15 protein-coding genes are annotated in these 22,963 nt (G+C 35.7%); 9 read left to right on the top strand and 6 right to left on the bottom strand.

Annotated elements, in window-relative coordinates:
* Positions 1 to 261: 261 nt before the first annotated feature.
* Positions 262 to 7,182, top strand: a complete 6,921-nt coding sequence (locus PQ462_RS22950) for a T9SS sorting signal type C domain-containing protein (RefSeq protein ID WP_274251732.1) — start codon at positions 262 to 264, stop codon at positions 7,180 to 7,182.
* 71 nt (positions 7,183 to 7,253) lie between these two features.
* Here PQ462_RS22950 and PQ462_RS22945 read toward each other — a convergent pair whose 3' ends face one another.
* The 4 genes from PQ462_RS22945 to PQ462_RS22930 all read right to left on the bottom strand — a co-directional run bounded on the left by PQ462_RS22945 (position 7,254) and on the right by PQ462_RS22930 (position 10,948).
* On the bottom strand, positions 7,254 to 8,120 hold the full coding sequence (locus PQ462_RS22945; protein ID WP_274251731.1) for a cupin-like domain-containing protein: 867 nt from the start codon (positions 8,118 to 8,120) through the stop codon (positions 7,254 to 7,256).
* An 80-nt stretch (positions 8,121 to 8,200) separates the two neighbouring features.
* On the bottom strand, positions 8,201 to 9,292 hold the full coding sequence (bioB, locus tag PQ462_RS22940; protein ID WP_274251730.1) for a biotin synthase BioB: 1,092 nt from the start codon (positions 9,290 to 9,292) through the stop codon (positions 8,201 to 8,203).
* Positions 9,293 to 9,463: 171 nt separating this feature from the next.
* Positions 9,464 to 9,901, bottom strand: coding sequence for a hypothetical protein (locus PQ462_RS22935; RefSeq protein ID WP_012022888.1), 438 nt, complete (start codon positions 9,899 to 9,901; stop codon positions 9,464 to 9,466).
* A 114-nt stretch (positions 9,902 to 10,015) separates the two neighbouring features.
* Positions 10,016 to 10,948 carry a bifunctional riboflavin kinase/FAD synthetase gene (locus PQ462_RS22930; protein ID WP_274251729.1) on the bottom strand — a complete coding sequence of 311 codons (933 nt, stop codon included), beginning with the start codon at positions 10,946 to 10,948 and terminating at the stop codon, positions 10,016 to 10,018.
* Between the two features lie 200 nt (positions 10,949 to 11,148).
* On the opposite strand from PQ462_RS22930, the gene PQ462_RS22925 reads away from it, so the two are divergent.
* Positions 11,149 to 13,836, top strand: a complete 2,688-nt coding sequence (locus tag PQ462_RS22925; RefSeq protein WP_274251728.1) for a zinc-dependent metalloprotease — start codon at positions 11,149 to 11,151, stop codon at positions 13,834 to 13,836.
* Positions 13,837 to 13,847: 11 nt separating this feature from the next.
* Here the strand turns inward: PQ462_RS22925 and PQ462_RS22920 are convergent, their stop codons facing one another.
* A complete protein-coding gene (locus PQ462_RS22920) occupies positions 13,848 to 14,468 on the bottom strand; it encodes a ComF family protein (RefSeq protein ID WP_443135212.1) in 621 nt (206 codons plus the stop codon).
* A 161-nt stretch (positions 14,469 to 14,629) separates the two neighbouring features.
* On the opposite strand from PQ462_RS22920, the gene PQ462_RS22915 reads away from it, so the two are divergent.
* From PQ462_RS22915 to PQ462_RS22895, 5 genes are all read left to right on the top strand, one after another.
* Positions 14,630 to 16,171: a glycine--tRNA ligase gene (locus PQ462_RS22915; RefSeq protein WP_012022884.1), complete on the top strand. Its 1,542-nt coding sequence runs from the start codon at positions 14,630 to 14,632 to the stop codon at positions 16,169 to 16,171.
* Positions 16,172 to 16,448: 277 nt separating this feature from the next.
* On the top strand, positions 16,449 to 17,258 hold the full coding sequence (locus PQ462_RS22910; protein ID WP_274251726.1) for a LytR/AlgR family response regulator transcription factor: 810 nt from the start codon (positions 16,449 to 16,451) through the stop codon (positions 17,256 to 17,258).
* Between the two features lie 176 nt (positions 17,259 to 17,434).
* Complete coding sequence (locus PQ462_RS22905) at positions 17,435 to 17,692, top strand: hypothetical protein (protein WP_274251725.1); 258 nt, start codon at positions 17,435 to 17,437, stop codon at positions 17,690 to 17,692.
* Positions 17,693 to 17,794: 102 nt separating this feature from the next.
* The gene (locus tag PQ462_RS22900) at positions 17,795 to 19,852 is read left to right on the top strand and encodes a tetratricopeptide repeat-containing sensor histidine kinase (protein WP_274251724.1); all 2,058 of its coding nucleotides are present in this window, start codon (positions 17,795 to 17,797) and stop codon (positions 19,850 to 19,852) included.
* Positions 19,842 to 20,540 carry a response regulator gene (locus tag PQ462_RS22895; protein ID WP_274251723.1) on the top strand — a complete coding sequence of 233 codons (699 nt, stop codon included), beginning with the start codon at positions 19,842 to 19,844 and terminating at the stop codon, positions 20,538 to 20,540. The genes PQ462_RS22900 and PQ462_RS22895 overlap by 11 nt, the downstream gene beginning before the upstream one ends.
* 110 nt (positions 20,541 to 20,650) lie before the next feature.
* Here the strand turns inward: PQ462_RS22895 and thiL are convergent, their stop codons facing one another.
* Positions 20,651 to 21,697: a thiamine-phosphate kinase gene (gene thiL / locus PQ462_RS22890; protein WP_274251722.1), complete on the bottom strand. Its 1,047-nt coding sequence runs from the start codon at positions 21,695 to 21,697 to the stop codon at positions 20,651 to 20,653.
* A 218-nt stretch (positions 21,698 to 21,915) separates the two neighbouring features.
* Here thiL and PQ462_RS22885 point away from each other — a divergent pair, with 218 nt between their 5' ends.
* Both PQ462_RS22885 and PQ462_RS22880 read left to right on the top strand, forming a co-directional pair.
* Entirely contained in the window at positions 21,916 to 22,395 is a 480-nt protein-coding gene (locus tag PQ462_RS22885; protein ID WP_274251721.1) for a DinB family protein, read from the top strand.
* Positions 22,396 to 22,442: 47 nt separating this feature from the next.
* Complete coding sequence (locus tag PQ462_RS22880; protein WP_274251720.1) at positions 22,443 to 22,940, top strand: DinB family protein; 498 nt, start codon at positions 22,443 to 22,445, stop codon at positions 22,938 to 22,940.
* Positions 22,941 to 22,963 lie beyond the last annotated feature (23 nt).

Raw genomic sequence — 22,963 nt, 5'->3', positions numbered from 1 at the left:
TGTAATAATCACTCGACAAACATACTTAAAAGCCTGTTGAAACGCACTTTGTTAATCCCCTTAAAAACAATTTGTGTATACTATTTATCAGCCAAAATAAGATTGCTTTTTTAGATACCATAAAAAACAGCATTTCATTATTTTTTGTTTTGATTTTGAAATAATTTCTAAAGTCAAAATTTATTTTTAAGGTATTTAGAATCCCGAAGCTGTCAGATTTTATTGATTTGAATCTTTTCTATATAATTTAAAAATAGTGCGATGAAAAAAAAACTACCTGCCTCGTTGATTTTGACCCAATTTTCATTCTTTCGTTTTTCTTTAACGAATTTACATTCTAAAGTTTCTTGTTCTAAGACAAAACTTTCTTTCTTATTTTTCCTTTTTTGCATATCGTTATGGGCACAACAGCCTCCATTTACTACAAGTGGGTCTATGGTTGTTCCTGCCGGGATCACTCAAGTTAATGTTTCGGCATGGGGCGGCGGCGGTTCAGGAGGAGGAGCTTCTCCAACAGCAACAAATGGAAGAAGCGGCGGCGGTGGCGGCGGCGGCGCATATGCAACTCAATCTAACATTGTGGTTACCCCAGGAAATACCTTAAATGTCGTGGTGGGTGCTGGAGGTGCTGCATCAACAGGAAATGGAAATCCTGGGGGGAATTCTACAATCACAGAATTAAGCGGATTTATTTTTGCAGCAGGTGGTGCCGGAGGTGTTGGAAATGGTGGCGCTGGTGGTGCTGGTGGTACAGTAGCGGCTTCAAAAGGAAGTACTATTACAGCAGGAGGTAATGGAACAAATGGAGGAAGTGTGCTTTTAGGGCTTTTGCTTGGTTCTGGAACTGGTGGAAATGGAGGTACACCTAATCCTGGAGCTGCAGGAGGTGCAGGAGGTGCGGGTCATCCTACAGTATTACTAACAACTTTGGCTGGGAATGCTGGAGGTGAATTGGGCGGAGGCGGAGGTGGCGCTGTTAGTGCTTCAAATTCTCAAAATGGAGGAGCAGGTGCCCGTGGTCAGGTTAATGTTGTTTTTACGTGTCCTACCTACAGTCTTGCGAATCCTACTACAGCACTGAATGCTTGTGTAACAACAGGGACATCTTCTGTCACTCTTTCTTCAACTGCAGCTGGGCTGCCTGTTGGGCCTTATATAGTAACTTACAATACAACAAATCCTACTCAAACGGGACTGACAGCCACAATTACAGTAGGGACGGCAGGTACACTAAATTTTACTGCTACAGGTTTAACCACGCCAGGAACTAGTACTATAACAGTAACTAATTTAACATCAGCGGTATGTTCTTCTAATATATCAACAAACAATAGTGCAGCTATAACAGTTTCACCAGCAACAGTTGGTGGTGCAGTAAGTGGAGGAACAACAATTTGTTCTGGAGCAACAAGTGCGGCATTATCTTTAACAGGAAATGTGGGTTCTGTTCTTCGTTGGGAATCTTCAGTATCTCCATTTTCAACTTGGACACCTATTACTAATACAACTACATCTTACACTTCAGGGGCACTTACTCAAACAACTCAATTTAGAGCTGTAATTCAAAGTGGAACATGTTCAGCTGTAAATTCAAGCGCAACAACGGTTACCGTTAATCCTTTGCCGCAGGGAAGTTTAACAGCAAATGGTCCATTTTGTGCCACAGGTGCTGGCCAGCTGACCTTTACATCAACTGCGGGAACAGGTCCTTTTACAATTGTATATACAGAAAATGGCGGAACAAACCGAACAGCAACAGGAGTTGTGAGCGGAACTGCTTTTACACCTTTTACTACACCAGTTACAGCAACTACGACTTATGCATTAGTTTCAGTTACCGATGCTAACTCCTGTATAAGAAGTACGGGCTTCACTGGATCATCAGCGGTAATTACCGTAAACCCATTACCACAGGGAAGTTTAAGCGCCGTTAGTCCACTGTGCGGATCAGGTGCGGGTCAGCTGACCTTTACATCAACTGCAGGTACAGGCCCTTTTACAGTTGTTTATACAGAAAACGGTGGAACAAACCGAACAGCAACTGGAGTTGTGAGCGGAACTGCTTTTATACCTTTTACTACACCAGTTGCAGCAACTACAACTTATACTTTAGTTTCAGTTACAGGAGCAAATAGTTGTATAAGAAGTACGGGCTTCACCGGAGCATCGGCAGCAATTATCGTAAACCCATTACCACAGGGAAGTTTAAGCGCCGTTAGTCCGCTGTGCGGATCAGGCGCCGGCCAGCTGACCTTTACATCAACTGCAGGTACAGGTCCTTTTACAGTTGTTTATACAGAAAACGGCGGCGCAAACCGAACCGCAACGGGAGTTGTGAGCGGAACTGCTTTTACGCCTTTTACCACACCGGTTACAGCAACTACAACTTATGCATTAGTTTCGGTTACCGATGCTAACTCCTGTATAAGAAATACTGGCTTTACGGGAGCATCGGCAGGAATTACAGTTAATCCTTTACCACAGGGGAGTTTAAGTGCAGTTAGTCCGCTGTGCGGATCGGGTGCCGGCCAGCTGACCTTTACCTCTACTGCAGGTACAGGTCCTTTTACAGTTGTTTATACAGAAAACGGCGGCGCAAACCGAACCGCAACGGGAGTTGTGAGCGGAACTGCTTTTACGCCTTTTACCACACCGGTTACGGCAACTACAACTTATGCATTAGTTTCGGTTACCGATGCTAACTCCTGTATAAGAAATACTGGCTTTACGGGAGCATCTGCAGCAATTACGGTCAACCCTTTACCTCAGGGAACTTTAAGTGCGGTCAGTCCGCTGTGCGGATCGGGTGCCGGCCAGCTGACCTTTACCTCTACTGCAGGAACAGGCCCTTTTACAATTGTTTATACAGAAAACGGCGGTGCAAACCGAACTGCAGCAGGAGTTGTGAGCGGAACTGCTTTTACGCCTTTTACCACACCAGTTACGTCAACTACAACTTATGCATTAGTTTCAGTTACAGGATCGAATAGTTGCGTAAGAAGTTCTGGCTTTACGGGAGGATCGGCAGCAATTACGGTCAACCCTTTACCTCAGGGAACTTTAAGTGCGGTCAGTCCGCTGTGCGGATCAGGCGCCGGCCAGCTGACCTTTACATCAACTGCAGGTACAGGCCCTTTTACAGTTGTTTATACAGAAAACGGCGGAACAAACCGAACTGCAACTGGAGTTGTGAGCGGAACTGCTTTTACACCTTTTACTACACCGGTTACAGTAACTACAACTTATGCATTAGTTTCGGTTACCGATGCTAATTCTTGTATAAGAAGTTCTGGCTTTACGGGAGCATCTGCAGGAATTACAATCAATCCTTTACCACAGGGATCTTTAAGTGCAGTTAGTCCGCTGTGCGGATCGGGTGCCGGCCAGCTGACCTTTACCTCTACTGCAGGAACAGGTCCTTTTACAGTTGTTTATACAGAAAACGGCGGCGCAAACCGAACCGCAACGGGAGTTGTGAACGGAACTGCTTTTACTCCTTTTACCACACCGGTTACGGCAACTACAACTTATGCATTAGTTTCGGTTACCGATGCTAACTCCTGTATAAGAAATACTGGCTTTACGGCAGGATCGGCAGCAATTACGGTCAACCCTTTACCTCAGGGAACTTTAAGTGCAGTTAGTCCGCTGTGCGGATCGGGTGCCGGCCAGCTGACCTTTACCTCTACTGCAGGAACAGGCCCTTTTACAGTTGTTTATACAGAAAACGGCGGCGGAAACCGAACAGCAGCAGGAGTTGTGAGCGGAACTGCTTTTACGCCTTTTACCACACCAGTTACGTCAACTACAACTTATGCATTAGTTTCAGTTACAGGATCGAATAGTTGCGTAAGAAGTTCTGGCTTTACGGGAGGATCGGCAGCAATTACGGTCAACCCTTTACCTCAGGGAACTTTAAGTGCGGTCAGTCCGCTGTGCGGATCGGGTGCCGGCCAGCTGACCTTTACCTCTACTGCAGGTACAGGTCCTTTTACAGTTGTTTATACAGAAAACGGCGGCGCAAACCGAACCGCAACGGGAGTTGTGAGCGGAACTGCTTTTACGCCTTTTACCACACCGGTTACAGCAACTACAACTTATGCATTAGTTTCGGTTACCGATGCTAACTCCTGTATAAGAAATACTGGCTTTACGGGAGCATCGGCAGGAATTACAGTTAATCCTTTACCACAGGGGAGTTTAAGTGCAGTTAGTCCGCTGTGCGGATCGGGTGCCGGCCAGCTGACCTTTACCTCTACTGCAGGCATAGGTCCTTTTACAATTGTTTATACAGAAAACGGCGGTGCAAACCGAACTGCAGCAGGAGTTGTGAGCGGAACTGCTTTTACGCCTTTTACCACACCGGTTACAGCAACTACAACTTATGCATTAGTTTCGGTTACCGATGCTAATTCTTGTATAAGAAGTTCTGGCTTTACGGGAGGATCGGCAGCAATTACGGTCAACCCTTTACCTCAGGGAACTTTAAGTGCGGTCAGTCCGCTGTGCGGATCGGGTGCCGGCCAGCTGACCTTTACCTCTACTGCAGGAACAGGCCCTTTTACAATTGTTTATACAGAAAACGGCGGAGCAAACCGAACCGCAACGGGAGTTGTGAGCGGAACTGCTTTTACACCTTTTACTACACCGGTTACAGCAACTACAACTTATGCATTAGTTTCGGTTACCGATGCTAATTCTTGTATAAGAAGTTCTGGGTTTACTGCAAACTCAGCTATTATTACCGTTAACCCTATTCCTGCACCTTCCTTTACTGTTTCACCAGCGGCTTCTGTATGTGTAGAGACGAATGTAACCTATACTACGCAATCTGGACAAACAAATTATATTTGGACAGTTCCAGGAACTCAAGGGACAGATTACGATATAATTTCAGGCAGCCTATCACTGGCTAGTAATACGGTAACACTACATTGGCATACAATTGGCAGTAAAACTGTTACTGTTGGGTACTCTTCAAATGGATGTACATCTGCAATAAATGCAAGCAGTACAACAACGGTTGTAAAAACTGAAAGAGGAGTAGTACATGGAGGAACTCATATTTGTGCAGGGAGTCCAAGTCCTTTGTTAACTTTAAATGATTATGCTGGGACAATTGTTAGATGGGAATATGCAGAAGCTATACCCTATGTTTGGCAGCCAATAAGTCATACCGCAGATACGTACCAGCCAGGTATTTTAACTACAAGTACAAGTTATAGAGCTGTGATACAAAATGGAACATGTCCTGAAGAGGGTTCAATTGAAACCAGAATTGATGTTGAACCAAAACCAGCAGCTCCTGTACCAGGAACGGTTGTACAGCCAACTTGTGTGAATTCTGTGGGAAGTATAACATTAAACGGTTTGCTTACATCGGGAAATTGGACTATAACTCAAAGTAATGGAACATTATCGCAGACATACACAGGTTCAGGACCTAGTTTTACGGTTACTAATTTGCTTCCGGGTATTTATACCTTTACGATATATGAAAACCCTATTTGTCCTTCATCACCTACAGCAGGTATTGAAATTGCAGCCCCTTCTACAAATGTCTGGAATGGCACATCTTGGTCGAAGGGAAGCGAACCTGTAATAACAGATGCTATTAGATTTTCAGGTGATTATTCAACAACCGGTAATTTAAGCGGATGTTCTTGTATGATAGATTCAGGAGTAAATGTTACAGTAAACTCTAATCATACATTAACAATTACAAATGCAGTTACAAATGATGGCGGAATATTAACTTTCGAAAATAATTCAAGTTTATTGCAGACAGCTAATGCAATAAATACAGGAAATATTATTTATAAGAGAAATACTTCAACGCGTAGATATGATTATACTTATTGGTCATCACCAATTGTTCGAACACCAGCTTATACTTTGCATGATTTATCTCCTAATACTTTGTCTGATAAATATACAAGCTATAATCCTAATGCGAGCTGGGTAATTAGTTATGGAGGTGTTCTTGAAATGATTCCGGGTCAGGGATACAGTATTAGAGGTCCTCAAAATTTTGATATTGTAACACCAGAAATTCAAGAAGTGTCATTTATAGGAGTACCTAATAATGGTACAATTTCAGTTCCTTTGGTCGCGGCAGAGCGATTTCATTTAATAGGAAATCCATATCCATCAGCGGTATATGCAGATCAGTTTATTTTTGATAACGCGGCTAATTTATATGGAACTTTGTACTTCTGGACTCATAATTCGCCTCCTGCAGGTGATGGTTCTGGTAAATACAAATATAATTCTGCTGATTATGCCATTTATAATATTTCAGGAAGTACCTCAGTAGGAAATCTTTCAGGTCAAGGTGCCGGAAGTCCGGGGAACCAAACGGCTCCGTTGGGTTATATTGCTGCCGGCCAGTCTTTCTTCGTGAAATCTAAAACAACTTCTTCAGCTATTTTTACTAATACAATGAGGGTTCCGGGAAGCAATAGTCAGTTTTATAAAACCAATAACATTAATAAGACTAATTTAGAAAGACATCGAGTGTGGCTTAATCTTACTAATACAGAAGGAGCATTTAAACAGCTATTGATTGGTTATATCGAAGGAGCAACTAATTCCTGGGATCAGAATTACGATGCAATTTCTTTCAATGGTAATCCTTATGTAGATTTTTATAGTATAAATGAAGGGCAGAAATTGGTAATTCAGGGAAGAGCACTGCCTTTTAATGAATCAGATGTAATTCCGCTGGGTTATAGATCGGCTATACAAGGAGAATTTACAATATCTATTGATCATACAGATGGTGTTTTAAGCAATCAGTCTATTTATCTTGAAGATAAAGTAACCAATACCATTCATAATCTTCAAACCAGTAATTACAATTTTACAACTGCTATAGGGACCTTTCCAGAAAGATTTATTTTAAAATACAGAAATGCTTCTTTAGGGATTGATGATTTCGATGATCCGAACAACGCCTTTTATGCTTCTGTAAAAGATAAAACAATAAAATTAAATTCGACTGGAGATGTAATGCGGGAAGTTTCGATTTTTGATATTTCAGGCAAGCTGCTTTATAATAACAAAAAAGTAGAAAACACAGAGTTTCAAATTTCAAATTTCCAATCCGGAAATCAGGTTTTAATTGTGAAAGTAACTTTAGAAAATGGAAATATTATAACTAAGAAAATTGTTTTTAATTAAGAAATGACAGAAATAAAAAAAACCAGCTGCAGTTAAAATTGCAGCTGGTTTTTTTGTTTTCAAAATTATGCTCAAGCACTCTTTCGGATATTTTGATTGGTATTCTGAATAGCTTTTTCGTTTTTATAATCAATCCATTTCTGACCTTTTACTTTTCGCATCATGATGTCAAAATAACGCATGATAAAGATGTTGTACGCGGCTTTTGATAAATTGGAAATATTTTTTGGAAAAGCACGAAGACTCATAGAAAATCCGGGAGTGAGGTATTTCATATAATGCCAATATCCTTCTGGCATATACAACATTTCCCCATGTTTAAGATTTGTGATATAACCTTCTGCATTTTGAAGAGCAGGAAATTTATCATAATCCGGATTATCAAAATCAATATCTTCCCTCGAAATTAAAGCATGCGGCACCTTATACATATATTTTGACTGATTCGGTGCAAAAAGCATACACTGTTTTTCACCATGAAAATGAAAATGCAGTATATTCGAATAGTCAATATCATAATGCATAAAAACTCGGGCATTTTCTCCGCCAAAAAAAAGCATTGGTAATTGTTTAACTAATTTTAAGCCAATATCCGGCCATAAAAAGTCGTTTTTCAATACTGGGACTTCTTTCATCAAATTATAAAGAAAAATGCGATAGTTGGTAGGTTTTGATTCTAATAAACTAATATAATCGCTCATTTTCATTTTTGTATGAGCTTCGTTAAAACCCTCTTCATGGTTTACAGGTCTGTCATCGTACAAAGGAACAGTAATATCACCGGCGATTTTATTAATATAGGATAATCTCCACCTTTCATAAGCTGGCCAATCTTCGGTTAATTCTTCGACAACAACGGGAATTTGTTTTTTTACATATTGGGAAACAAAATCATCTTTAGAGATTTTTTTAACCCTCTCGATTTGTTTTAATTTCATTAGTACAAATAAAAAATTGCTTATAACTCTGTGTCATAAGCAATTTAAAAATATTTATCGAGATTTTTGAGCTCTTTTAATTAAATTTTTGATTTGATCGATGCTTCAATGTTTCTTTCAATTGTATGTCCGGGTCTAGACCATTTTGGTTTCTCTCCCAATGGAGCAAATTGAGAATCAGCAGCTTCAACTGTTTTAGGCTGCATTATTTTAATAAATGGTTTTTGAGACACCATGCCTAAAGTCTCAAACATCTTCATGTCTTCGTTAACATCAGGATTTGGTGTAGTAAGTAGTTTATCTCCGGCAAAAATTGAATTCGCTCCGGCAAAAAAGCACATTGCCTGACCTTCGCGTGACATATTGGTTCTTCCTGCAGACAAGCGAACCTGAGTTTCCGGCATTACAATTCGGGTAGTGGCTACCATACGAATCATCTCCCAGATCTCAACTGGTTTTTCCTCTTCCATTGGAGTTCCTTCAACTGCAACTAAGGCATTAATAGGAACTGATTCCGGCTGTGGATTTAAAGTTGATAGTGCAACAAGCATTCCGGCTCTGTCTTCAATACTTTCTCCCATTCCAATAATACCCCCGCTGCAAACTGTTACATTCGTTTTACGAACATTTTCTATAGTTTGCAAACGGTCTTCAAAACCGCGTGTTGAAATTACATCTTTATAATATTCCTCAGAAGTATCTAAATTATGGTTGTAAGCATACAAACCGGCTTCGGCTAAACGCTGTGCCTGATTTTCAGTGAGCATTCCTAAAGTGCAGCAGACTTCCATATCAAGTTTATTAATGGTTCGTACCATTTCTAAAACCTGATCAAATTCTTCACCGTCTTTAACATTTCTCCAGGCAGCTCCCATACATACACGGGATGATCCGTTTGATTTTGCTCTTAACGCCTGTGCTTTTACCTGACTTACAGTCATTAAATCATTTCCTTCAACTCCTGTATTATATCTTGCTGCTTGTGGGCAGTATCCGCAATCTTCCGGGCATCCGCCGGTTTTTATAGAAAGCAGAGTAGATACCTGAACCACGTTTGGATCATGTTGTTGTCTGTGAATCGTCGCTGCCTCATACAGCAAATCCATTAATGGCTTGTTGTAGATTGCAATAATTTCGTCTTTTGTCCAATTGTGTTTTGTAGTCATGCTCATGGATAAATTGTTTTTGAAGCTTCAAATGTAATTAAATTTTTGAATCAACAACATTGCGTGTTGTAAATCAATATTTGTTAAATAATTTCATAAAAAAAGCACTTTAAAATCATATAATTATTAATTTTTATGATTTTAAAGTGCTTAAATAATGGTTTTTATTTTGATTAATTAATCGGCAGCATATTTATTGTTCCAATACAGCATCATCATTAAAGTAACAATAACCGAAGAAGCAAGTCCTTCAAAAAGCAGGCAGATGCAATAGGTTGGAACAGAAGGATTTCCTCCAAACATAAAAGTTTTAGACAAAGTTTCGACATAAGCGTCGCCGCCTCGTGCATAACTATAAACTAATAATCCAAAAACGCTTAGAGCCACACCAACAACAGAAGTTGCCATTGCAGAAACCGCATTGGATACAAAATTTGTTTCCCCTTCATGAAGATTCATCTGCATTGTCCTGTTTACGCCATAAAATATAAAGAATACGTTAAGAGTACGCAGGTAGAATAAATCTGCCAAACCTAATAGATTCATTAATAAAAAATAAATCCCAATTCCGAGGAATATTAAAAAACCGTTTGTTATTTCTTTAGGTAATTTCATAGTGGTTATTTTTAAAGAAGTTAATAGTAAATATTTGAAAAACAGTTCTATATCAAATTTACTAAAAAAATAACTACGATGATCTAAAAAGAGTTAAAAGTGTTTTTTGAAATTTTATTGAAGTTTACTCACAAAGAACAAAGCATTTTGTTTGTCTTGATTTAATTGGGCTTTTAATAAATCAATAGAACCGAATTTTTGTTCGTCACGAAGATATTGAAGTAACGAAACTTCGATTTTTTTACCATAAATATCAGTATCGAAATCAAAAAGATTGACTTCTATGGTTTGTTTTTGTCCGTGAACAGTTGGGTTAAAACCAATATTCATCATTCCAAAAACTTCCTTTTCATCAATTAAAGCGCGAACTACATAAACTCCGTTTTTAGGAATCAATTTGTATTCTTCTTCAATTTGTATGTTAGCAGTAGGAAAACCAATCGTTCTTCCTAATTGTTTTCCTTGAACAACTTCGCCGGTTAAGAAATAGTCATATCCCAGATATTCATTGGCCAAAATCATATTTCCTTCAGTAAGAGCTTTTCTAATTTTAGTAGAACTTACCGAAACATCCTGAATTTCCTCGGCTGATATTTGTTCGACTTCAAAACCGTATTCAATCCCAAAAGCAATTAAATTGTCAATATTTGCTGTTCTGTTTCTTCCAAAACGATGATCGTGTCCAATAATTATTTTTTGAATATGGAATTGATCTACTAAAATGGAGTGCACAAATTCTTCGGCAGTAAGTCTTGAAAAACTTTCGTTGAACGGATGTATAACCAGATTTTCAATTCCGGTTGCTTCTAAAAGTTTTGTTTTTTCAGAAATTGTATTTAGAAGTTTTATTTCTGATTTTTCCTGTAGAACCATTCTTGGATGCGGAAAAAAAGTAAGCACTAAACTTTCATACTTTCCATTTTCGGTATTTTCAGTAATTCTTTCCAGAATTTTTTTATGACCAATATGTACGCCGTCAAAAGTTCCAAGAGTTAAAATTGTTTTCTTGGTCGTATGGAAATCGTTTATAGAATGAAAGAGCTTCAAAACAAATTATTTAAGATGCTGCAAATTTATACTATCTATTTTAAATTTTGTGCTTCATCGAATTGATTTTTTAAGAAGATTCGCTTTCTTTTGCCGAAAAAAGAATCGATTCGTCGACTAAAAAACGTTTATTATCGTTTACATGTAAGAATTTGATTTAAATCTATTAATTTTGATATATATAAAAGCCTCTTTTAAGTATGAAAAAACAACTACTTTTTTTAATGTTTATATTTTGTTGTGTAGAACTTCATGCTCAAAGTGATGATTTATGGCAAAGATCAGGTTCTGCTTCAGCCGTAAAAAAACAGACAGGGTCTAAAGATTCTGATAAATTGTATTATCGATTAAATACAGATTTTCTAAAAGCAAAACTTTCACCTACCACATCAAAACAGTCAAAAAGTAATCGTACTGAAATTACAATTCCTAATGCTGAAGGTGTTTTAGAAAGATTTCAAGTTTGGGAATCTTCAAATTTTGATCCTGAACTTCAGGCAAAATATCCGGAAATTAGATCGTATGAAGGAAGCGGTTTAGATGATAAATCGGCAAAAATACATTTTAGTTTTTCGCCGAATGGTTTACAAACAATGGTTTTTCGCACACATAAAGGAACTGAATTTATAGAAGAAAATCCAGATAATAAAACAGAATATGTTTTGTTTTCTTCTAAAAGTGAAACCTCAAAAGCCAAATTGTCTTGTAAAACAGCAGATTTAGTTTCGCAAAATGCTAATATATCAAAGACAGCAAAAACGACTTCAAACAATAAAGTATTTAAAACGATGCGTTTAGCATTGTCTTGTACAGGAGAATACACCGCATTTTTTGGAGGAACAAAAGCCGGGGCATTAGCAGGAATGAATGCTACATTAACAAGGGTAAACGGAATTTTAAATAGAGATTTAGCAGTGCAGTTGATTTTAATTGCAAATAACGATGCTTTGATTTATACAGATGCATCTACAGATCCATACTCGAATGCAAATAAAGGAACTTCTACAGATACAGATGGTAATGATTTTTGGAGTAAAGAAGTTCAAAGTACAATTACAAATGTAATTGGTGAAGGTAATTATGATATAGGGCATTTATTTGGAGCTTCTGGCGGAGGAGGAAATGCTGCCTGTATTGGCTGTGTTTGTGTAAGTCCAACACCATCTAATGTAATAGGAAAAGGAAGCGGTTATACTTCACCATCAAACAGCAGACCTCAAGGCGATACATTTGATGTTGATTTTGTGGTTCATGAAATTGGTCATCAATTAGGTGCCAATCATACATTTTCTTATGATATCGAAGGTACGGGAGTAAGTGTAGAACCAGGAAGCGGTTCTACTATTATGGGATATGCCGGTGTAACGGATAATTATAATATACAGGATAATTCAGATGACTATTTTGCATATGCCAGTATTCTTCAAATACAAAATAACCTTGCAGGAAAAAGTTGTCCGGTTAGTACTAGTATAACTAATAACCCGCCAGTGATTAGTGCTGGTGACGATTTTACAATTCCAATTAGTACACCGTTTATTTTAACCGGATCAGGTTCTGGTTCTGATAATCTTACCTATACTTGGGAAGAGAACGATAACGCAACAAATACTTCTGGCGATAATAGTATTGCTTATGCAGCAAAACCAAACGGGCCTTTATTTAGATCAATACCTCCGGGAACTATACCAGTTCGTTACATGCCAAGTTTTGATTATGTACTTCAAAACAGGCTTACAACAAGATGGGAATCAGTTTCGTCAATTGCAAGAACTCTAAATTTTACTTTAACAGGAAGAGATAATGGTGCTTTGGGTCTCGCTCAAACTAATACTGACGGAATGGTAGTAACAGTAACACCATCTGCCGGACCTTTTGCCTTAACTTCTCAAAATACTAATGATATAAGCTGGCTGCAGGGATCGTATCAAAATATTACATGGAGCGTTAATAATACGAATACACTTCAAGGTTCTTCGACAGTAAATATCAAATTATCTACAGATGGAGGATTGACTTTTCCAACTATTCTGGCTGCAGCAACAGCAAATGATGGTTCAGAAACAGTCTTGATTCCGGAAGGTCTTGAGTCAGCTACAAATTGCAGAATTTTGATTGAGCCAACTGCCAATATTTATTATGCATTAAACAGCAAATCATTTGCAATTGGTTACACTTCAACCACAAACTGTAGCGATTATAGTTTTGGAAGTTCTTTTAGTATTCCATACGGAACTTCATTTACAACCAGAAATGCTGCCGTTCCATCATCAACGGGAACTGTGTCTGATGTAAACGTTTCGATTAATGTTACACATGCAAGATTCTCAGATCTTGAAATTCAAATCGTAAGTCCAAAGGGAACTATTGTTCGTTTATTTGATAAAGGATGTGCCAGTACAAACTCAACTTTAGCATTACAGTTTGACGATTCTGGAGCTAATTTGCAGTGCTCTTCAACAACAAGTCAAATAGTTCTTCCAACAGATGCGCTGAGTATTTTTAATGGAGAAAATCCAGAAGGGAATTGGACGCTTAGAGTTCGTGATGCAGTAGTTGGAAGTTTTGGTACAATAAATTCGGCTTCGATAAATATCTGCAATCAAACTTTTACTTTGGGTGTAGACATACCTGTAACTGAAGAAGTAATTTCGTATCCAAATCCTACTAAAGGAACGGTTACAGTTGAATTTAAAAGTCAATCAAAAGAAGGAACGCAAATATACATTCACGATATACTTGGAAAAACAGTTTATTCAGAATCTTTTGAGCATGTTGATAATTTTAATAAACAAATTACAATGCCTATTGGATCTTCATCTGGAGTGTATTTTTTGACAATTGTTGATGGAGATAAAAGAACTGTTAAGAAAATTATCTTAAATTAGAATTTTAATCTTTACGAATTTGCCATTGCCATACAGACAATACTGATTTTTGCTCCCGGAATTTTGAGTAAAGCACGAGAACAAGCTTCGAGAGTTGCTCCGGTGGTTAGAACATCATCTACAATTAAAAAATGTTTGTTCTGATTTTGTTCTGATAAATTAGCATAGAAGATGTTTTCGATATTTTCAGATCTCCCTAAAAGATTCTTTTTTGATTGTGTTTTAGAATATTTCTTTCGGTATAAAATAGAATTATCGAAAGGAATTTTTAAGGTTTCAGATAAAGCTTTTCCAAATGTTGTAACCTGATTATAACCTCTTTCCTTAAATTTTCTGGGATGAAGCGGTACAGGAATTATAACATCAAACGGATTTTTGAGTTTTAGTTCCTTTAAATCTTCTGCATGCCAATTGCCCAAAACTGTTCCAATTTCTTCGTGTCCTTTATATTTTAAATTATGGATGAGTTCCTGAACAATGCCTTGTTTATTAAAGTATAAAAAAGCAGATACATGTTCGACTTCGACCTTGCCGTAGAATTTTTTGACAGCCTGATTATCTGGATCTAAATGATATTGCGTTAAAGGCATTTCATGCCTGCAGTTTGTACATAAAACCGTTTCATTAGTCATTAAAACAGAGCGGCATCCTGAGCAGACTTTAGGGAAAAAGAGATCAATAATAAAATTAAACACAAATAGAAAGAATTTAGTTACAAAAATAGCCAAAATAGGCCTTCAATCTTTTTTATTTTTCTTTTTTTTATAACTACTTTTTATATTTTTGCATTACTATGGCAAAACAAGAAGATATATTTAAGAATGTGGTTTCGCACGCAAAAGAGTACGGATTTATTTTTCCGTCAAGCGAAGTGTACGACGGTTTAAGTGCAGTGTATGATTATGCACAAAACGGTGTCGAATTAAAAAAGAATATCCGTGAATATTGGTGGAAATCAATGGTTCAGATGAATGAAAATATTGTGGGCCTTGATGCTGCAATATTAATGCATCCAACAACCTGGAAAGCTTCAGGCCACGTTGATGCCTTCAATGATCCCTTAATTGATAATAAAGATTCTAAAAAAAGATATAGAGCAGACGTTTTAGTTGAAGATTTTGCTGAAAAAATTCATCAAAAAGCGCAAAAAGAAATTGACAAAGCAAAAGCTCGTTTTGGTGATGCATTCAACGAACAGGAATTTATTACAACAAATGCCCGTGTAGTTGAATATTTGGCCAGAGAAAAAGAAATCAGAGAGCGTTTAGGACGTTCTTTAGGAAACGGAGATCTTGAAGATGTAAAAGCTTTGATCGAAGAACTTGAAATCGCTGATCCTGAAACTGGTTCAAGAAACTGGACAGATGTAAAACAGTTCAACTTAATGTTTGGAACTAAATTAGGAGCTTCTGCAGAAAATGCAATGGATCTTTATTTGCGTCCAGAAACAGCACAGGGTATTTTCGTAAACTTTTTAAATGTTCAGAAATCTGGCCGTATGAAAGTTCCTTTTGGAATTGCTCAAACAGGTAAAGCTTTTAGAAACGAAATTGTTGCAAGACAATTTATTTTCCGTATGCGTGAATTTGAACAAATGGAAATGCAGTTTTTTGTACGTCCGGGAGAAGAAATGCAATGGTACGAACACTGGAAACAAACTCGTTTAAACTGGCATTTATCTTTAGGATTAGGAAAAGAGAATTACCGTTTTCATGATCACGAAAAATTAGCGCATTACGCAAATGCAGCAGCAGATATCGAGTTTAATTTTCCATTTGGTTTCAAAGAATTAGAAGGAATCCACTCTCGTACTGATTTTGACTTAAAAGCACATGAACAATATTCAGGAAGAAAATTACAATATTTCGATCCGGAATTAAACGAAAACTATGTGCCATACGTAGTTGAAACATCTGTAGGTTTAGATCGTATGTTCCTTGCAGTTTTTGCTACTTCATTACAAGAAGAAACTTTAGAAGACGGTTCTGAAAGAACAGTTCTAAAATTACCTGCAGTTTTAGCGCCGACAAAAGCAGCAGTTTTACCATTAGTTAAGAAAGATGGATTGCCAGAAATCTCAAAGAAAATCATTGAAGATTTAAAATGGGATTTCAATGTTTCTTATGATGAGAAAGATGCAGTAGGCCGTCGTTACAGAAGACAAGATGCATTAGGTACGCCATTCTGTATTACTGTAGATCATCAAACTCTGGAAGACGAAACGGTAACAATTCGTCATAGAGATACTATGAAACAAGATCGTGTAAAAATATCTGAATTAAGAGGTATTATTGAAAACGAAGTTTCGATGAAAAACTGGCTGATGAAAATGTAATTTTAAAATATTGCGATATACAAATCCCAAATTCCGTAAAAGGAGTTTGGGATTTTTTTATTTAAAAAGATGTATTTAATCGATAAATTCTGCATTTTGTCATTTTGTGTTAACATTTGAATATAATCTGTTAACAATGAAACTGTTAGTTCTTTTAAAATTGTAATTTTAATTACGAATAAAAGAGCCAGATTTATTTTTTATAAGAATAGAGAAAAAAAATATATAAAAAATACAAGAACTCTCTTATATTCGTAAAAAGTCAATAGAACCTAAATTGAAAAAGTATTCGTATATAATTATTGATGATGACGCAGATAGTATTTCGAAAACCCAGACAATTGCGGAAGGTTTTTCGGAATTATTGTTTCTGGCATCGGCAGTGAATTATCAGGACGGCTTAAATTTGGTTTTAGAATACAAACCTTCACTTGTATTTTTAGAAATAGATCCTAAAAAATCCTCAAGCAATTTATCGCTTGTGTTTATTAACGAGCTTCATCGTTTTTTAAATGTACTGCCCCGGATTGTTGTTTTAACGTCTAAAAAAGATGCAGCATTTGAAGCTATAAAATATGGTGTTTTCGATTATATATTAAAACCGCTGGTTACGGCCGAATTATTAAAAACCATTTTAAAATTAAACCGCCTGTCGGAAGAAGCAAAATCGGGTGATTTTAAGAAAGAAATTCCTCTAGTTGTAACATCTGATGCAAAAGTGCGTCAAATAGTCGAAAAACCGCTCGTAATCTGTATCAAATCATATGGTGATCATCGTTATATAAATGCAGATGATATCAGCTATTTTCAGGCAGATAATAATTCGACGGATATTTATTTAAATTCGGGAGAAATGATAACGGCCTTTAAAACTTTAAAACATTTTGAGCATGTTTTATCGTATCCTTTTGTCAGAATTCATAATAGTTATATTATTAATCGAAATTACATTGCGAGGATTCATAACGGAAACTCAATGTGTTACATAAAAAACTCCTCGAAAAAGATTCCTTTTTCGAAAACTTACAAATCAAATGTTGATTTAATTATCAGCGATTTTTCTGAAGGAAATTACTTAGAAGTCTAATAATTAGATGTTTACATTAATTTGCTATCCATTGACTATCAATTGGGTACGATCTACCACAAACTGATTTTTTCGTATATATATTTTTTGATTTCGGACTTAGTTTTACACCGTGATTGACACCAAAACAATCACTAAGCCCCAAATAAATATAAAAAAATAAAACACCTCAAAACATGAAAAAAACAGCTTTAACTTTCGGATTATTCTCACTAGTAGTAGTAGCAACTTCTTTTGCAAACCCTGTAGCATCTAACGCATCTGCTGATAAAAGTATAGATATAAGTTTTGATACAGACGGAAGCCAGCAAGGAAGAAATGGCAGAAAAACAGATGAGTATATGTCATCAGATCAAATGAACTTAAACAATGGTCAATTTAAAAGTTTTAATTCTGAAAGTCAATTAACAAAATCAAGAATTAAATTGGACTAAGTGTTCAACAAAATTTAATATTAGAAAAAAGTTGTCAGTTTTTTGGCAGCTTTTTTTTTGTGTTTATAGTTTTAGTATTTTTGGTGAAAATCAAAATATAAATTGAAAAAACACCAGCAGATATTATTGTCTTTGCTTATTGTTTTATTTGCTTGTACAGATAAAAAAAAGAATGATTTAGCTTTAAGCCTTTCAAAAGACAGTCTTTCTATTTATTTCTCTTTAGCAAATGATATAGATCTGCCTTTTCATTATAAACAAAAATATAATAAACGGGCTTTTGATATTGTGAAGAATCAAAAAGATGATTCACTCAAAACAGTAAATCTTTTCAAAGTTGCAAATCGCTATTATAACATGAGTGATTGGCATTCGTTTCAAAATGTTTCAAAATTAGTTTTAGAAAAATCAATACGAAATAAGGATTCTATCAATATTGCCAAAGCATATACTTATTTAGGCGATTATTATCAATCACAAACTATTTCAGATAGTGCTTTTTTAAACTATTTTCGGGCAGAGAAAATATATATGGAGATCAATGATAATCTTCACTTAGCTAAAACTTTTTTAATTAAGGCAGATCTGCAATTAACCCAAGGTGATTTTTTTGAAAGTGAAATAACAGTTTTTAAAGCTCTTAAAATATTAAAAGATGAAAAAAATGTTGGAAGAGATATTTATGACAGCTATAATTTATTAGGTATTATATACAACGAACGTGAAGAGTATGAAAAGTCTCTTGAATATCATAATAAAGCATTAATTACGCTTGAAGACAAATCAATTCCATTAGATCTTCAGTTAAAAGCAACTTCGTTAAATAATATTGGCTTCGTTTATTTAAGGATGAATAATTTCGCCAAAGCAAAAGATTATTTGTCTAAAGGATTGAAAGAAAAAGACTTGTATAACGGAAATACTGATTTGTATGCAATGCTCTTAGATAATTTGGCCGTATCTAAATTTAAATCAAAAGATTTTACAGGATTACCTGAACAGTTTTATGATGCTTTGAAAATCAGGGACAGTTTGAAATTAGAATCAGGAATTATAATAAGTAAAATTCATTTATCTGAATATTATGCTTTAAAAAAAGATACTTTACGTGCAATTCAATTTTCAAAACAAGCATTAAATTTATCCAGAAGCACAAATAAAATAAAAAACACATTAGATGCACTTAAACAGATTGCTGTTGTAGATCCTAAAAATGCAGCAAAATATTCCCGTGAATACATTCGCCTTAATGATAAAATGCTTAAAGCAGAGCGAAATATGGGAGAAAAATTTTCTCGTATAGAATACGAAACCAACGAAATAAAAGACCAAAATTCCAGCTTGCAGGAAAAAAACAAAACCCTGATTTATGTTTTCAGTATCTGTACTTTGATTGGTTTATTTTTCTATGTTTACAAAACGCAGCAGGCAAAAAACAGAGAACTGCTTTTTAAACAGCAGCAGCAAATTGCAAACGAAGACATTTACAATTTAATGATTTCACAGCAGAATGAAATTGAATTAACCCGAATTAAGGAAAAGAAAAAAGTAGCCCAGGAATTACACGATGGAGTTTTAGGCCGAATGTTTGGAGTTAGAATTAGTTTAGACAGTTTGGATAAAATTGATGAAGCAGAAGCGGCAGAAAAACGCAGGAAATATTTAGCCGAGCTGAAACATATTGAAGAGGACATACGTGAAATTTCGCATGACTTAAATAGAGAAAAATCTGAATTAATTAATAATTTTGTAGTAATTTTAAATAAACTATTTGATAATCAAAAAAATACGTATCCTTCAAAACTGGAAACTTCTTTTGATTCGCATATAAAATGGGAGCTTGTAAACAACATAGTAAAGATTAATTTATATCGAATAATTCAGGAAGCACTTCAAAATTGTAATAAATATGCAAAGGCAGATACAATAAAAGTAGAGTTTAAAAGTGAAATTGATCATTTGGTTTTATCAATTTTAGACGATGGAGTTGGATTTAATGTCAGACGTACAAAAAATGGTATCGGTTTGCATAATATCGAATATAGAGCAGCAGAATGTAAGGGTACAGTTGCAATAAAATCTGCCAAAGGAGAAGGGACACTTCTTATAGTTAAAGTTCCAATCGATCAAAAAATTAACCTGCAGAAAAATGACATTTAATTTGAAATCCCCAATTTCGGAATTAATTAAGCCTAAAATCTTAATTGTAGATGATCATCCTTTTATAATTGAAGGATACAAAAATGCTATAACCCGCTATAAAACCAATGAATATGAGTTTGAAATAGCACAAGCTCATGATTGCAGATCGGCCTATGATTTATTAGAAGATCAAAACACGCCGCAGTTTGAAATTGCTTTTCTGGATATCAGTATGCCGGCTTACGAAGAAAAAAATCTTTTTTCTGGCGAAGACCTTGCTAAACTTATCATGAAAAAAATGCCATATTGCAAGATCATTCTCTTGACAATGTACACAGAACTGCTCAAGATAAAAACAATTATAAGAACAATTAATCCAAACGGATTGATAATTAAAAATGACCTTACTTTTGATGAGCTTCTCCTGGCCTTTGATAAAGTAATGAACAATCAAAAATATTACAGTCAGTCAGTAGTTAAAATGCTCAATCAGTCACCGCACAATTCAATAGAAATAGATGAGTTTGATAAACAAATTTTATTTCACTTGTCAAAAGGTACTGAAGTATCTGAAATGCCTCAATATATCCCCATTTCTTTAACCGAAATTGAAAAACGAAGAGTAAGTCTTAAAGAACTCCTTAAAGTAAGATCTGGCTCAGATGACGATTTAGTTAAAGAAGCCAAAAGCAAAGGGCTCTTTTAAAATTTTAGATTTAAGAATGTAGATTTTAGATTTAAATGCATAAAAATAAAACCTGACAGAATCTAATTCTGTCAGGTTTTATAAACTGAGACTGAATACTGATACTGAATTTATTCACTCAAAGCATCCCAGCCGCGTGCTTTTAAAGCAATCTTGGTATTAGCACGGGTTACCAAATGAATTCCTTCGCTTTCATCTGCCATGTGGCCAATGATAGAAAAGTTTGGGTTTCCTTTTATTTTATCAAAATCATTAATATCAATCGTAAAAAGGAGTTCATAGTCCTCTCCGCCATTAATAGCAACGGTTGTACTGTCGATATTAAACTCTTCGCAAGTAGAAATAAACTGCGGATCTAATGGAAGTTTATCTTCATATAAATTACAGCCCACTTTTGACTGTTTGCATAAATGTATAATCTCTGAAGATAAACCATCAGAAATATCAATCATTGAAGTTGGTTTAATTTCAAGGGCATGCAAAAGCGTACGAACATCTGTTCTGGCTTCTGGTTTTAATTGTCTTTCGACCAAATACGTATAAGGATCTAAATCCGGCTGACTGTTTGGATTTACCTGAAAAACCTGCTTCTCACGTTCTAAAACCTGTAATCCCATATAAGCCGCGCCAATATCTCCCGTTACAACCAGCAAGTCGGTTTGTTTGGCACCGTTTCGGTAAGCAATTTCATTTTCATCAGCTTCACCAATTGCTGTAATACTTATAATTAATCCTTTCTGAGATGAGGTAGTATCGCCGCCAATAACATCTACTTTGTATTCTTTTGCTGCATGTGTAATACCTTCAAATAATTCTTCTAAAGCTTCCAGCGGAAAACGATTAGAAACAGCAACCGAAACTGTAATCTGAGTTGGCTTTGCATTCATAGCGCAAATATCAGACAGGTTTACTACAACTGCTTTATAACCTAAATGTTTCAAAGGCATATAAGCGAGGTCAAAGTGAACACCTTCAATTAATAAATCGGTTGAAATAACGGTTTTTTTGTCTTTAAAATCAAGAACAGCTGCATCGTCGCCAATACTTTTTAAAGTAGATTCTTGTGTAACATCAAAGTTTCGTGTTAAATGCTCAATTAAGCCAAACTCGCCTAATTGTGATATGCTGGTACGCTGCGGATTTTTATCTTCGATCATTTTTTCTGAGTTCCAAAGTTTGTAAGGAGCAAAGGTACAAAGGTTTTTTTTAAAGATGCTAAGATTCTGAGAAGCTAAGGTTCTAAGTTTTTTTTTACTGCATTGCGGTGCTTTCTAGGACAGAGAAAATATTTTTAAAATTATTTTTTCCTGCTGACAAACTGTTGTCACCGGCCCATTTTAATTTTGAATTGTAGAAATTTAAAAACTTAAAAATTATGAAAACGTTAGAAGCACAAGTAATTACTTCAGAAGATTTATTAAAACACTGGCAGGGACACCGCGCACTTACGCGTCGTTTAATTGAACTTTTTCCTGAAAAAGATTTCTTTGAGTTTTCAATTGGCGGTATGCGTCCTTTTGCAAAATTAATTGATGAACTTTTAGCTATTGCAGTTCCGGGTTTGAAAGGAATTGTGACTAAAGAAACAACACCATTTTCAGAAGAAGCAGAAAAACTCGTTTTTAAAGCACAGTATCTTGAAAAATGGGATCAGGCAACAGAAGAAATCAATAAATATTGGGAACAATTATCTATTGAAGATTTCAGCGAAACCTTTAATCTTTTTGGGCAGTATGAATTTCCTGTTATTCAAAATATCTTGTATTTTATTGATAACGAAGTTCATCACCGCGGGCAGGCATACGTATATTTAAGAGCTTTAAACATCGAACCACCATTTTTTTGGGAAAGATAATTTTATGATTTTCATAACTTTATAAACAAATCTAAAATTTAAGGACCATGAGCTTAAAAAAGATAATGTCAAATTATGCAGATTACAATTTATGGGTAAACCAGCAATTTGTAAACTGGCTGTCGCCAAAGCCAGATGATTTGCTCTATGCCGAAGTTCCTTCGAGTTTCTCGACAATTATGAAAACCCTCGATCATATTTGGTCAACTGAAGAATATTGGTTTTCTGTGATTTCAGAGACTGCAATGTCTGAAAAGAAAACAGAAAATGAATTATCGAAAGAAGAAATATTCGACGGGCTTTTAAATTCATCTGCAAAATTGAAACATCTTATTAATTCATTGTCAGAAGAAGATTTGGTTAAAGAAGTTAAAATTACTAATCCGTGGTTTGAGTGCGAACTGCCAATTTCTGAGTATGTAATCCAGGTTATTAATCATGGAACTTATCATAGAGGCCAGATTGTAACAATGGGACGAAACATTGGCATTACAGATGCCTCAAATACAGATTACAATTTTTATAATGTTGTTAAACAGAAATAGAAATAGATAAAAAAACTCCTGAA

It is taken from the genome of Flavobacterium sp. KACC 22758 (genome assembly GCF_028736135.1).
Classification (GTDB): domain Bacteria; phylum Bacteroidota; class Bacteroidia; order Flavobacteriales; family Flavobacteriaceae; genus Flavobacterium; species Flavobacterium johnsoniae.
This window is presented reverse-complemented; position numbering and strand designations above follow the sequence as displayed.